Origin of the sequence: Methylobacterium sp. J-076 (assembly GCF_022829405.1) — a bacterium.
Classification (GTDB): domain Bacteria; phylum Pseudomonadota; class Alphaproteobacteria; order Rhizobiales; family Beijerinckiaceae; genus Methylobacterium.
Genome location: NZ_JAKSXW010000130.1, coordinates 106,280 through 119,104, shown reverse-complemented (window position 1 = coordinate 119,104; position 12,825 = coordinate 106,280). Strand labels below are relative to the sequence as shown.

At 69.7% G+C, this 12,825-nt stretch carries 11 protein-coding genes; 8 read left to right on the top strand and 3 right to left on the bottom strand.

Annotated elements, in window-relative coordinates; translation table 11 throughout:
• Window positions 1-23 precede the first annotated feature (23 nt).
• Window positions 24-464 (bottom strand): AMP-dependent synthetase, encoded by a 441-nt coding sequence (locus MKK53_RS14610; protein ID WP_243929422.1) that lies wholly within the window; start codon window positions 462-464, stop codon window positions 24-26.
• A gap of 262 nt (window positions 465-726) precedes the next feature.
• On the opposite strand from MKK53_RS14610, the gene MKK53_RS14605 reads away from it, so the two are divergent.
• Complete coding sequence (locus MKK53_RS14605) at window positions 727-1,134, top strand: hypothetical protein (protein WP_243929421.1); 408 nt, start codon at window positions 727-729, stop codon at window positions 1,132-1,134.
• 4 nt (window positions 1,135-1,138) lie between these two features.
• Here the strand turns inward: MKK53_RS14605 and MKK53_RS14600 are convergent, their stop codons facing one another.
• Window positions 1,139-1,828 carry a uracil-DNA glycosylase gene (locus MKK53_RS14600; protein WP_243929420.1) on the bottom strand — a complete coding sequence of 230 codons (690 nt, stop codon included), beginning with the start codon at window positions 1,826-1,828 and terminating at the stop codon, window positions 1,139-1,141.
• Window positions 1,829-2,052: 224 nt separating this feature from the next.
• Here MKK53_RS14600 and hemH point away from each other — a divergent pair, with 224 nt between their 5' ends.
• Both hemH and MKK53_RS14590 read left to right on the top strand, forming a co-directional pair.
• The gene (gene hemH / locus MKK53_RS14595; protein ID WP_243929419.1) at window positions 2,053-3,135 is read left to right on the top strand and encodes a ferrochelatase; all 1,083 of its coding nucleotides are present in this window, start codon (window positions 2,053-2,055) and stop codon (window positions 3,133-3,135) included.
• Window positions 3,136-3,225: 90 nt separating this feature from the next.
• The gene (locus tag MKK53_RS14590) at window positions 3,226-3,387 is read left to right on the top strand and encodes a hypothetical protein (RefSeq protein ID WP_243929418.1); all 162 of its coding nucleotides are present in this window, start codon (window positions 3,226-3,228) and stop codon (window positions 3,385-3,387) included.
• A 333-nt stretch (window positions 3,388-3,720) separates the two neighbouring features.
• Here MKK53_RS14590 and MKK53_RS14585 read toward each other — a convergent pair whose 3' ends face one another.
• Window positions 3,721-4,641, bottom strand: coding sequence for a peptidylprolyl isomerase (locus tag MKK53_RS14585; RefSeq protein WP_243929526.1), 921 nt, complete (start codon window positions 4,639-4,641; stop codon window positions 3,721-3,723).
• A 263-nt stretch (window positions 4,642-4,904) separates the two neighbouring features.
• On the opposite strand from MKK53_RS14585, the gene secA reads away from it, so the two are divergent.
• From secA to ahcY, 5 genes are all read left to right on the top strand, one after another.
• Entirely contained in the window at window positions 4,905-7,793 is a 2,889-nt protein-coding gene (gene secA / locus MKK53_RS14580) for a preprotein translocase subunit SecA (protein WP_243929417.1), read from the top strand.
• The gene (gene bioD / locus MKK53_RS14575) at window positions 7,790-8,461 is read left to right on the top strand and encodes a dethiobiotin synthase (protein WP_243929416.1); all 672 of its coding nucleotides are present in this window, start codon (window positions 7,790-7,792) and stop codon (window positions 8,459-8,461) included. Before secA ends, bioD begins: the two co-directional genes overlap by 4 nt.
• Before the next feature lie 230 nt (window positions 8,462-8,691).
• Window positions 8,692-10,629 (top strand): potassium transporter Kup, encoded by a 1,938-nt coding sequence (locus MKK53_RS14570; RefSeq protein ID WP_409564336.1) that lies wholly within the window; start codon window positions 8,692-8,694, stop codon window positions 10,627-10,629.
• A gap of 100 nt (window positions 10,630-10,729) precedes the next feature.
• Entirely contained in the window at window positions 10,730-11,152 is a 423-nt protein-coding gene (locus MKK53_RS14565; RefSeq protein ID WP_243929415.1) for a CsbD family protein, read from the top strand.
• A 131-nt stretch (window positions 11,153-11,283) separates the two neighbouring features.
• A complete protein-coding gene (ahcY, locus tag MKK53_RS14560) occupies window positions 11,284-12,684 on the top strand; it encodes an adenosylhomocysteinase (RefSeq protein WP_243929414.1) in 1,401 nt (466 codons plus the stop codon).
• Window positions 12,685-12,825: the final 141 nt, after the last annotated feature.

Genomic DNA, 12,825 nt, shown 5'->3' with positions numbered 1-12,825 from the left:
GGCTCCGGATTCGGGGAGACGGTCTAGCACATCGCCGGATCGGCGTGTTCGGCGAGGGCGTCGTCGATCCGGGCGAAATCGGCGCCGGGGCCGTTCCACCAGACCGGCGGGAGCCGCTCCAGCTGGCCGAGGGCGCGGGCGTAGTCCGGGGCCAGCGCGGTGTCGACGATGGCGACGGCCGCGTTGGACAGGGCCAGGGCCAGCTCGTGCGCGCCGGTGGCCGGATCGACGTCCCTCGTCCGGGCTCCGACCCAGGCGAGGCCCTGCCGCAGGGCGGCCGAGACCAGCGGGTCGGCGACCATCAGGACGGCGAGGTCGCCGAAGCCGATGCCCTCCGTCCGCGCCCAGCGGGCGCAGGCCCCCGGGACGATCGGCGAGGAATGGGCCTCCGGCGGGGCCGGGCGCGGACGCGACGGCTGGTTCGGGGAAGCGGGGAGGGGGACGATGTGTCTTGCGCCGAGCATGCGGTGAGGACCGGCCTTTCAAGCTGAGCCATTCCGGGTTCGCGCGATCGGGTTAAGACTTTCTGATGTCTGCGCAGACGGGCGCAACGGATCGGGCCGAAACACGGCAGATCGACGCCCCGGACGCGGCGTATGGCCAACGCGGCGTGAAGATTACGCACAGAAACCGCCCTGGCGCCCCGCTCCGGCGCATCTACTTGTGGCGGGCGGACGCGGCCCGAGATCCTGAAGACGAAGCCGCGCCGACTTGGAGGAACACCGTATGCGCCATCTCGCCCCGCTCGCCGCGGCCGTCCTGCTCTGTGGTCCGGCACAGGCGGAGATCCGCAACGCGCCTTCGCCGAAGGCCCTGGAATTCGCCGCCTACATCTTCGCGGCCTCGAACGTCTGCGGCTACCGGATCGGTGCCCCGGAATTCGAGGCGCTGCTGTCCAAGCAGAACACCCGCGTCTCCGATGTCCAGCCCGGCGGACCCTTCGGTAACCGCGTCCAGACGATGTTCACGCTGATGTCGAACCAGATGCAGCTCAACCGCGAAGGCGCCTGCCTCGCCGTGGCCGGGGAGTACGGGCCTGAGGGGAACATCGCCCGCAACGTGCTCCAGCCGGGCGGGGCCCCGCCCCAGTCCGAGGCCCCGAAGGCGCCCGAGGCCACCAAGCCGGCGCAGTAGCGCCTCACCCGAGGCGCCACACGATCGGGTCGCGCCCCCGCTCGGTGAGCCACGCGTTGGCGCGGCCGAAGGGATCGGAGCCCGGGAAGTCCCTTGCCCGGTTCAGGGGCGAGGGATGGCCGCTCTCGAAGACCGCGTGGCGCGAGGGATCGATCAGCCCGGCCCGCGCCCGCGCCTGCGCGCCCCAGAGGAGGAAGACCGCCGGCTCCTCCCGCGCCGCCACGGCGGCGACGGCCTCGTCGGTGAGGGCCGACCAGCCCGAACGCAGGTGCGCCCCGGCCTTGCCGGCCTCCACCGTCAGCGCCGCATTGAGGAGCAGGACCCCCTGTCGCGCCCACGGGGTGAGGTCGCCCCCCGCCTCCCGCGGGGAGCCGGCCTCGGCCAGGATGACCTTCAGCGAGGCGGGCAGGCGGCCGGCGCCGACGTAGGAGAAGGCCAACCCGTTGGCGTCCCCGGGGGTCGGGTAAGGGTCCTGGCCGAGGATCACCGCCTTCACCGCGTCCGGGGGTGTCTCGCGCAGGGCCCGGAAGATGTCGCCGGGCGCCGGCAGCACCCGCGCCCCTGCGGCGATGCGCCCATCGATCGTCGCGGCGACCGCCTCGGCGGCGCCGTCGTGGAAGAAGGGCAGCGTGAGCCAGGGGGATCCGGTCTCGCGGAAGGCGGCGAGGGCGGCGGCGACGGGCCGGTCGGACATCGTTTCGGGCTATCCTCGTCATGCGGTGGCGGTTGCCGCGGCGCGCCGTGTCCGTATACCGGGTGGGGCGCAGGGCCACAGTCCGGCGCCGCCTTCGCCGGAGCCGTCAGGCGACCTACATAGGGACGAACCCGGGCGCGGTCCCGGGGGGGCGATCCCGCATCGTCGCGGGTCCGACCGCACAGCCAGGAAGGAATACGGCGCCGGGGCGCCGGAACGCTCTGATGAACGAACGCATCGAACCAGCCGCGCTCGCCGACAACCGGCCCGTCGCCACGCAGGGACCCAGCACGTTCAGCCTTCCGGGGGACCATCCGCAGGTCCGCTGGGGCCGTGTCGGCGTCCTGCTGATGAACCTCGGCACGCCGGAGGGCACGAGCTACTGGCCGATGCGGCGCTACCTCAAGGAATTCCTGTCGGACCGCCGGGTCATCGAGGTGCCGCGGCTGATCTGGTGGCCGCTCCTGAACCTCATCATCCTGTCGAAGCGGCCGGGGCCGAAGGGGAAAGACTACGCCAGCGTCTGGAACAAGGAGCGGGACGAGGGCCCCCTCAAGACCATCACCCGCGGCCAGAGCGAGAAGCTCCAGGCGGCGATGGGCGACGGCGTCGTGATCGACTGGGCGATGCGTTACGGCAAGCCGGAGGTGGCGGGCCGCCTTCAGGCTCTCCTCGACCAGGGCTGCGACCGGATCCTGCTGGTGCCGCTCTACCCGCAATATGCGGCGGCGACCTCCGCGACGGCCTGCGACCAGGCGTTCCGCGCCCTCATGGACATGCGCTGGCAGCCGACGGTGCGGGTCTCGCCGCCCTACCACGACGACCCGGTCTACATTGAGGCGATGGCGCAATCGATCCGCGAGGGCCTCGCCAAGCTCGATTTCGAGCCGGAGGTGATCCTCACCTCTTTCCACGGTGTGCCGCGGAGCTACCTGCTCAAGGGCGACCCCTACCATTGCCAGTGCCACAAGACCGGCCGGCTCATCCGCGAGGCCCTGGGCCTCTCGCCCGAGCTGATGCGGGTGACGTTCCAGTCGCGCTTCGGCAACGAGGAATGGCTGAAACCCTACACGGACGAGACGGTGATGGCCCTGGCGAAGTCGGGTGTGAAGCGGATGGCCATCGTGGCCCCCGGCTTCACGGCGGATTGCCTGGAGACCCTGGAAGAGCTCGACGGCGAGAACCGCCACTACTTCGAGGGCAACGGCGGCGAGCAGTTCGCCTACATCCCCTGCCTGAACGACAGCGACCTCGGGATGAAGGTGATCGAGAACGTGGTGCGCCGGGAGTTGCAGGGCTGGGTCTGACGGCGCAAGCGTCGCCGCTTGCTGCGGGCCCTTCGCGGCCTATGATCTCTCCAACGGCCCCCTATCCGGCCGAAGCGGGAGGATCATCACGTGGCGTTCTTCATCGGTATCGCCTGCCCCTGGATTCTGGTCATCCTCCTCGACCGGATCTCGGAGCAGCGCCGGGCCGCCGAGCTGTCGTCGCTCGGCATTTCCCCTGTGGCCGTCTCCCGCCCCTCAGCCTACCTGACGAAGCCCGACCGGCCCTACTGAACGGGACGCACCCTCCGCCGCATTCCCTCTTCCCTCTCGCGGGGGAGGGGATGCGGCCCGCGCCGGCCCTCGATCCGGTCCAGGCCCGCATCTGAGAGCCGGGCCGTACGAGTCGGGCGCCATGAACGCTCGTCGTCATTCCCCCGTCTTTGCGAGCGTCGCGAAGCAATCCAGGGACGCGCGCGGTCTCGAAGCGTCCCGCTACCCTGGACTGCTTCGTTGCGCTCGCAAAGACGGAAGAGGCGCTGACGGCCTCGCCAGACATTCAGGACGAGGGGGAGGGGGGAATGGCCCCTTCGCGCCGAAACCGCGCTCCCCCTCGTCGGGCGTGCTTTACTTCACCGCGGGCGGCGGCGGTGCCGCGGGGGTGGGCGCACCGGGCGCGGGCGCGTCCTTGCGGTCGATCTTGGCGTCCGCGCGCAGCTTCAGGATAAGATCCTGCTGCGACTTGCGGATGAGGTGCTGGTCGATCTGATCCTTCAGCTCGTCGAAGGTCGGCTGCGGCTTGGTGCGCACCTCTTCGACCTTGATAACGTGCCAGCCGAACTGGGTCTTCACCGGTTCGGAGACTTGGCCGGGCTTCATGGCGAAGGCCGCGGCGGCGAAGTCCGGCACCATCCGTTCCTTGGTGAACCATCCGAGGTCGCCGCCCTCGGCCTTCGAGCCCGGATCCTTCGAGGTCTCGGCGGCCACCTTGGCGAAATCCTCGCCCCCCTTGATGCGGGCGGCGATCTTCTTCGCCTCGGCCTCATTGTCCACGAGGATGTGGCGGGCGTGGACCTCCTCCTCGGGCTTCAACAGCTTCACCGACTGGTCGTAGATCGCGTGCTCGGCCTCGGGCGTCACCGCCTTCTTGGCCTCCTGCTCGAGGTAGTCGTCCAGCAGCAGCTTGTCGCGGAAATAGGCGAGCTTGCGCTTGAAGTCGGCGGTATCGCCGACCTTGGCCGCCTCGGCGGCCTGCGCGCCGACCTTCAGGTCGACCATGTAATCCACCAGCAGGTTCTTCTTCTGCGCGTCGTCCACGCCGGGCAGGGACAGGGCAGGGTCGTCGGCGGCCACGGCGAGGTCGGCCTGGGTGATCGGCTGGCCGTTCACCGTCGCGACCACGGCGGCGGGATCGACGCTCACCGCGGCGTCGGCGGATTTGGCGGCGGGCGCCTTGTCGGCCGGGGGCGTCTGGGCCGCCGCCGCGCCGGTGAGGGCGAGCGACAGCGCGAGCGCGCTGGCGCGCCGGAGCAGGGCATGGGTCGGCATGGGGGATACCTCGGTCGGCATGTCGTTCCGCCGGGTCGGCGACGGGGGCGGGCGATGCCCCGCCTGCACCGTGTGTCCGGCGGCGGGAGAGGTGGCCCGGCTGGCCGGAGAAGGCAAGCGCGGCGGTTCCGCGGCAACCAATCCGGGCCCGGGCTCTTTCAGGTGCACGGGGCGATGTTTACCTCTATAAGCCAGCCCCATTCCGCCCAGGCCGGCCCGCGACGTCACGTCCGTCGGCGGGCCCGCCCGTCCGCAGGTTTACGATGCTCGGCTCGCTCGCCAAGAAGATTTTCGGTTCCTCCAACGACCGCCGGGTCAAGGGCTACCGCCCCAGGGTTGCACAGATCAACGCCCTGGAGCCGGAGATCCAGTCCCTGAGCGACGACGCCCTGCGCGCCCGCACGGGGATGCTCAAGGCGGAGCTGGCGGCCGGCAAGAGCCTCGACGACATCCTCGTCCCCGCCTTCGCCACGGTGCGCGAGGCGGCCAAGCGCGTGCTCGGCCAGCGCCACTTCGACGTGCAGTTGATCGGCGGCATGGTGCTGCACGAGGGCGGCATCGCCGAGATGAAGACCGGCGAGGGCAAGACCCTCGTCGCCACCGCGGCGGTCTACCTGAACGCCCTGGAGGGCAAGGGCGTCCACGTCATCACCGTGAACGACTACCTCGCCAGCCGCGACGCCGAGTGGATGGGCCGGGTCTACCGCTTCCTCGGCCTCAGCGTGGGCACCATCGTCCACGGCCTGGACGACGAGCAGCGCAAGGACGCCTACGCCTGCGACATCACCTACGGCACGAACAACGAGTTCGGGTTCGACTACCTGCGCGACAACATGAAGTACGAGATGGCGCAGCTGGCCCAGCGCGGGCACAACTACGCGATCGTGGACGAGGTCGACTCGATCCTGATCGACGAGGCCCGCACCCCGCTCATCATCTCCGGCCCGGTGGACGACCGCTCGGAACTCTACGTCGCCGTCGATGGGGTGATGCCGCTGCTCGATCCGTCCCACTATGACCTGGACGAGAAGCAGCGCACCGTCTCGCTGACCGAGGAGGGTAACGAGTTCGTGGAGCTGGCCCTGCGCGAGGCCGGCATCCTCAAGGAGGGCGACCTCTACGACGCCCACAACGTCACCCTGGTCCACCACGTGACCCAGGCCCTGCGCGCCCACACCCTGTTCACGCGGGACAAGGACTACATCGTCAAGAACGACGAGGTGGTGATCATCGACGAGTTCACCGGCCGCATGATGCAGGGCCGCCGCTACTCGGAGGGGCTCCATCAGGCGCTGGAGGCCAAGGAGCGGGTGACGATCCAGCCCGAGAACCAGACGCTGGCCTCGATCACCTTCCAGAACTACTTCCGCCTCTACAAGAAGCTCGCCGGCATGACCGGCACCGCCTCGACCGAGGCGGACGAGTTCGCCGAGATCTACAAGCTCGACGTGGTCGATATCCCCACCAACAAGGAGATCGAGCGCGTCGACGAGGACGACGAGGTCTACCGCACCGTCGAGGAGAAGTATCAGGCGATCATCCAGGAAATCGGCAAGGCGCATGAGCGTCACCAGCCGATCCTGGTCGGCACCGGCTCGATCGAGAAGTCGGAGCACCTCGCCGAGATGCTGGTGAAGGCCGGCTACGAGCCGCTCGACTATTCCGACCCGAACGCCCTGACCGACGTCTACAAGGCCGCCCGCGAGAACCGGGTGACGAAGCGCTTCGCCGTGCTGAACGCCCGTTTCCACGAGCAGGAGGCCTACATCGTCGCCGAGGCCGGCGTGCCGGGCGCCATCACCATCGCCACCAACATGGCCGGGCGCGGCACCGACATCAAACTCGGCGGCAACGTCGAGATGCGCGTCGAGAAGGAACTCGCCGGGGTGGCCGAGGGGCCGGAGCGCGAGGCGGCCATCGCCGCGATCAAGGCGGAGATCGCCGAGAACCGCGCCAAGGTGCTGGCCTCCGGCGAGCCGGCGGACGCGGCGGCGGGGCGCAAGAAGGACCTGCCGGGCGGGCTCTACATCATCGGCACCGAGCGCCACGAATCCCGGCGCATCGACAACCAGCTCCGCGGCCGGTCCGGGCGCCAGGGCGATCCCGGCCGCTCGAAGTTCTACCTGTCCCTCAAGGACGACCTGATGCGGATCTTCGGGTCCGACCGGATGGACGGGATGCTGCAGAAGCTCGGCCTGGAGCAGGGCGAGGCGATCATCCACCCCTGGATCAACCGGGCCATCGAGAAGGCGCAGCAGAAGGTCGAAGCCCGCAACTTCGACATGCGCAAGAACGTGCTGAAGTACGACAACGTGATGAACGACCAGCGCAAGGTCGTCTTCGAGCAGCGCCGGGACTTCATGGGGCAGGACAGCGTCCGCGAGACCGTGGACGAGATGCGCGAGGGCGTGGTGGACGACATCGTCGCCCGGCACATCCCCGCCGACACCTACGCCGAGCAGTGGGACGCCGAAGGCCTGCGTGAGTCGGCCAAGCAGATCCTCAACCTCGACATCCCGGCCGAGGAGTGGGTGAAGGAAGAGGGCATCGCCGACGAGGAGATCCGCGAGCGGCTGATGCGGCTCGCCGAGAACGCGTACCAGGACCGCGTCGAGAAGAATGGCGCCGAGGTCTCCGCCTATATCGAGAAGCAGGTGCTGCTGCAGTCCCTCGACCACCTGTGGCGCGAGCATCTGGTGACGCTCGATCACCTCCGGCAGGTGGTGGGCTGGCGCGGCATCGCCCAGCGCGATCCGCTCAACGAGTACAAGTCCGAGGCGTTCGAGCTGTTCAACGCCCTGGTCGCGTCCCTGCGCGAGCAGGTCACCGGGCAGCTCTCCCGCATCGAGGTGATGTTCCAGGACCAGGACGAGGCCCCGCCCATGGCGAGCCCCGCCCTGCCGCAGATGTTCGCCCAGCACCTCGACCCGGTGACCGGCGAGAACGAGATGGACTATGCCGGCGGCACCGGCAGTGACGGCGGCGGTGGCCCGGCCTACGGCTATGCCGCCCAGGCCCTCTCGGCCGACACCGCCGTGCTGGAGCGCGACCCGACCGACGAATCGACCTGGGGCCGCGTCGGCCGCAACGAGCCGTGCCCCTGCGGCTCGGGCAAGAAGTACAAGCACTGCCACGGCAGCTTCCAGGCGTGAGCCCTCCGGCGCTCTTCGTCGCCGGGGCGGGGACGGAGATCGGCAAGACCTACGTGACGGCGGCGCTGACGCGCCGCCTGCGCGCCAGCGGGCCGGTTCTGGCCCTGAAGCCCCTGGCGAGCGGCGTGCCGCCGGTGGGCGACCCCGCCTTCGCACAGAGCGACACGGCCCGCCTGCTGGCGGCACAGGGCCTCCCGGTCGATGCGGGGACGGTCGAAGCCTGTTCGCCCTGGCGGTTCGCAGCCCCCCTCGCGCCCGATCAGGCCGCGGCGCGGGAAGGGCGGCGCGTGTCCCTGGACGAGATCGTCGCGTGGTGCCGCGGGCGGATCGCGACCGCGGGTTGCCCCGTGGTGATCGAGGGGGTCGGGGGGCTGATGAGCCCGATCACCGACGCCGCGACGGGGCTCGACTGGATCGAGGCCCTGGCCCTGCCGGTCGTCCTCGTCTCCGGCAGCTATCTCGGCGCCATCAGCCACGCCCTCACGGCGGCGGAGGTGTTGCGGCTCCGCGGCCTGACGACGGGCGCCGTCGTGGTCAGCGAGAGCGAGGGCGCGCCGACACCGCCGGAAACGGTGGCCGGGGCCATCGCACGGCACACCTCCTGCCCCGTATTCTGCATGAACAGGGGCGCGGCCGCGCCGGAGGGCCTCGCGGCGCTGGTGGGATAGGACGCCGTCCCACCCGCCAGGTCCTTGCGCGCGGCTGTCCCCGCGGGGACGGCGGGGGGCCGTGACCGCCGGCCGTATCCGCCGCCGCGGACCCTTCGCGGCAATGTGATCGGGATCGTCCGGCAATAATGTCAGTGAGACGCCTGGAGCGTCGCTGGACGGTCACGCGGCGGCGATTAGCTGTCGTGTGGTGAGGCACGCGGCCTCCGTGATCGTATGCCGGAGGTCCGTTGAACCAGTCCCTCGCCACGGCCGACGCGGCCGCCTCCCCGGGGGTCGGGACCGCCAGCCAGCCCCACGGGCGCATGAGACCGGCCCTGCTGCTCGGCGCCCTCGGCGTCGTCTACGGCGACATCGGCACCAGCCCCCTCTACGCCTACAAGGAGGCCGTGAAGGCGGCCGGCGGCGGGGCCGTGACGCCGCCCGTCGTCGTCGGCGCCGTCTCGGTGATCTTCTGGGCGCTGATCCTCATCGTCTCGCTGAAATACGCGATCCTGATCCTCCGGGCGGACAACCGCGGGGAGGGGGGGATCGTCGCCATGCTGGCCCTCCTCGGCGCCCGGCAGGCCCAGCCGGGGACGTGGCAGGCGCTGCTGCTGGTGGTCGGGCTCGTGGGCGCGGCCCTGCTCTACGGGGACGGGGCGATCACCCCCGCCATCTCGGTGCTCTCGGCGGTGGAGGGGCTGAAGGTCGATGCGCCGGGCCTCGCCCACTACGTGGTGCCGATCACCCTGGTGATCCTGGTCGGGCTGTTCGCGGTGCAGTTCCAGGGCGTGGCCCGGATCGGGCGGATCTTCGGGCCGGTGATGCTGGTGTGGTTCGCCGCCCTGGCGCTGCTCGGCATCGGCGCGATCCTGCGCGCCCCGCAGATCCTCGAAGGGCTGAACCCGTTCCGGGCGGTGGACTTCCTCGTCCATGCCGGCTGGGGCGTCAGCTTCGCTATGCTCGGCGCCGCCTTCCTCGCCGTGACGGGGGGCGAGGCGATGTACGCCGACCTCGGCCATTTCGGCGCCCGCCCGATCCGGCTGGCGTGGTTCGCCCTGGTCCTGCCGGCCCTGATGCTGAACTATTTCGGCCAGGGGGCGCTGCTGCTCGCCGAACCGGACGCCATCGAGAACCCGTTCTTCCGCCTCGCCCCCGACTGGGCGCATATCCCGCTGGTGGGCCTCGCGACGCTGGCGACGATCATCGCCTCGCAGGCGATCATCTCCGGCGTGTTCTCCCTCACGCAGCAGTCGATCCAGCTCGGCTTCCTGCCGGCCATGCGGATCGTCCAGACCGCCAGCGACGAGCGCGGGCAGATCTACGTGCCGGCGGTGAACTGGCTGCTCGGCATCGCCACCCTGGTGGCGGTCGTCGTGTTCGGCTCGTCCGACGCCCTCGCCGGGGCGTACGGCATCGCCGTGTCGATGCTGATGGCGATCACCACCCTGCTCGCCGCCCTCATCGCCCTGAAATGGGGCTACAACCCGGTGGCGGTGTTCGCCGTGAACGGCTTCTTCCTCGCCATCGACCTCGTGTTCCTGGGGGCCAACAGCGTGAAGCTCATGGAGGGCGGGTGGTTTCCCCTCGTCCTCGCCGGCATCGTCGCGCTGATGATGCTCACATGGCGCAAGGGCAACATGCTTGTGGAACAGGCCCGGGTCGCCCTCCGCCAGCCGGAGGATGCGTTCCTCACCGGGCTCCGGCATCAGACGATCACCCGCCTGCCGGGCACGGCGGCCTTCCTGTCCTCCGCCGAGCACGGGATCCCGCTGCATCTCTCCCGCTTCGTGGAGCGCAGCCATGCCCTGCACGAGCGGGTGCTGATCGTCACCGCCCTCTACGAAGAGACGCCGACCGTCCCCCTCGAAGGGCGCGCCCAGGTGTCGATGATCTCGCCGGATTTCTACCGGGTCGTGCTGCGCTACGGCTTCATGGAGGACGCCTCGATCCCGCAGGGAATCGCCTGCGCGGTCGAGGCCGGCCACCTGCCGCCGCAATGCATCGAGGACGTCACCGTATTCATCGGTCACGAGACCGTGATTCCGAAGGACGACGAGCGCGGCATGGCGATCTGGAGGGAGAATCTGTTCGCATTCATGCAGCGCAACGCCGAGCGTACAGGGGCTTTCTTCGGCGTTCCAACCCGGCAGGTGGTGGAAGTGGGCACCGAGATCGAGATCTGAAGGCGAAACACTCTGGTGGAACCTTGGCGGCCCGCCGCCGTTCGAGTCGCCTGAATGGGCAGTCGGCCACGGGCCGCTGCCGCAACGACGGAGACGTCCGATGAACAGAGATCGTATGGAAGGCGGGATCCGCCACATCCGCGGCCGGGTGAAGACCGCCACGGGGGCCCTGCGCGGGCAGCCCGGCCGGCAGGTCGAAGGCGCCCTCGATCAGGCGGCCGGTGCCGCCCAGTACGCCTACGGCCGGGCGCGGGAGACCGCCCACGACCTGCGCCGGGATGGTGAGCATCTCTACGAGGACGGCCGCAACCGCGCCCGCGCCCTGGCCGACGAGGCGCGCTCCCGCGGCGAGGCCTTCGCCGACGAGGCCGTCCAGCGCGGCCGGCAGGTCCGCTCGCAGGCGGTCCACCACGGCCGGGATATCGCCCGCCGCGCCGACGAGAACCGCGGGACCACCCTCGCCCTGGTGGCGGCCGTGGCCTTCGGCTTCGGGCTGCTGATGCGCTCCGGCCGCCGCCACTGAGGGGGCTGCGCCGGGCCACCGGCCCGGCGCCACCGCCACAACGCATAAAGACATCTTTATGTCTTGATTGCTTCCCCGCCCGCGAAGTGCTAGTCCGGCCCCCGGATCGCAACGCGAGCGCGGAGGGCTGCATGGCCAAGGATTACGTCGTCAGGGATATCGGGCTGGCCGAGTACGGCCGGAAGGAAATCTCCATCGCCGAAAGCGAGATGCCCGGCCTGATGGCCATCCGCGAGGAGTACGGCGCGCGGCAGCCCCTGAAGGGCGCCAAGATCGCCGGCTCGCTCCACATGACGATCCAGACCGCGGTCCTGATCGAGACGCTGAAGTCCCTCGGCGCCGACATCCGCTGGGTCTCGTGCAACATCTACTCGACCCAGGACCACGCCGCCGCGGCCATCGCCGCCGCCGGCATCCCGGTCTTCGCCGTGAAGGGCGAGACCCTGGAGGAGTACTGGGACTACACCTCGCGCCTGTTCGACTGGCATGACGGCGGCATGCCGAACATGATCCTCGACGACGGCGGCGACGCGACCATGTTCGTCCACCTCGGCCTGCGCGCCGAGAACGGCGACACCGCCTTCCTCGACAAGCCGGAGAGCGAGGAGGAGGAGATCTTCTTCGCGCTGCTGAAGAAGAAGCTCGCCGAGAAGCCGAAGGGCTGGTTTGCCGGCCTCGCCGAGGCGATCAAGGGCGTCTCCGAGGAGACGACCACGGGCGTGCACCGCCTCTACGTCCTCGCCAAGGAGGGCAAGCTGCTCTTCCCGGCGATCAACGTGAACGACTCGGTCACCAAGTCGAAGTTCGACAACCTCTACGGCTGCAAGGAGTCGCTGGTCGACGGCATCCGCCGGGGCACCGACGTGATGATGGCCGGCAAGGTCGCCATGGTCGCGGGCTTCGGCGACGTGGGCAAGGGCTCGGCCGCCTCCCTGCGCAACGCCGGCTGCCGCGTGATGGTGTCGGAGATCGACCCGATCTGCGCGCTCCAGGCGGCGATGGAGGGCTACGAGGTCGTGACGATGGAGGACGCCGCCCCGCGCGCCGACATCTTCGTCACCGCCACGGGCAACCGCGACATCATCACCCTCGACCACATGCGGGCGATGAAGGACCGGGCGATCGTCTGCAACATCGGCCACTTCGACAACGAGATTCAGGTCGCCGGCCTGAAGAACCTCAGGTGGTCGAACATTAAGCCGCAGGTGGACGAGATCGAGTTCGCCGACGGCCACCGCATCATCCTCCTGTCGGAGGGGCGCCTCGTGAACCTCGGCAACGCGACGGGCCATCCGTCCTTCGTGATGTCGGCCTCGTTCAGCAACCAGACGCTGGCCCAGATCGAACTCTGGACCAACCCGGGCCGGTACGAGCGGCAGGTCTACACCCTGCCCAAGGCCCTCGACGAGAAGGTCGCCGCCCTCCACCTCGCGAAGGTCGGCGCCACCCTGTCGAAGCTGCGGCCGGACCAGGCGGCGTATATCGGCGTCGCCGAAAGCGGCCCGTTCAAGCCTGATCACTACCGCTACTAGAACTATCAGACACGGTACAACAGAAGGCCCGGCGTCCCTCGCCGGGCCTTTCGTTTGTCAAGTCGAAAACCGCACATTCGGGTGTGTCTTCTGAGTGTCGTTAACGGGCGATTTACCCGCCGCGGCCACGGCCACGCTTCG

What these genes read in the sequence shown, in the direction of transcription:
- MKK53_RS14585 (WP_243929526.1), bottom strand. Translation starts at nt 4,641, where the DNA reads ATGCCGACCCATGCCCTGCTCCGGCGCGCCAGCGCGCTCGCGCTGTCG.
- MKK53_RS14605 (WP_243929421.1), top strand. Translation starts at nt 727, where the DNA reads ATGCGCCATCTCGCCCCGCTCGCCGCGGCCGTCCTGCTCTGTGGTCCG.
- hemH (WP_243929419.1), top strand. Translation starts at nt 2,053, where the DNA reads ATGAACGAACGCATCGAACCAGCCGCGCTCGCCGACAACCGGCCCGTC.
- MKK53_RS14600 (WP_243929420.1), bottom strand. Translation starts at nt 1,828, where the DNA reads ATGTCCGACCGGCCCGTCGCCGCCGCCCTCGCCGCCTTCCGCGAGACC.
- ahcY (WP_243929414.1), top strand. Translation starts at nt 11,284, where the DNA reads ATGGCCAAGGATTACGTCGTCAGGGATATCGGGCTGGCCGAGTACGGC.
- secA (WP_243929417.1), top strand. Translation starts at nt 4,905, where the DNA reads ATGCTCGGCTCGCTCGCCAAGAAGATTTTCGGTTCCTCCAACGACCGC.
- MKK53_RS14565 (WP_243929415.1), top strand. Translation starts at nt 10,730, where the DNA reads ATGAACAGAGATCGTATGGAAGGCGGGATCCGCCACATCCGCGGCCGG.
- MKK53_RS14610 (WP_243929422.1), bottom strand. Translation starts at nt 464, where the DNA reads ATGCTCGGCGCAAGACACATCGTCCCCCTCCCCGCTTCCCCGAACCAG.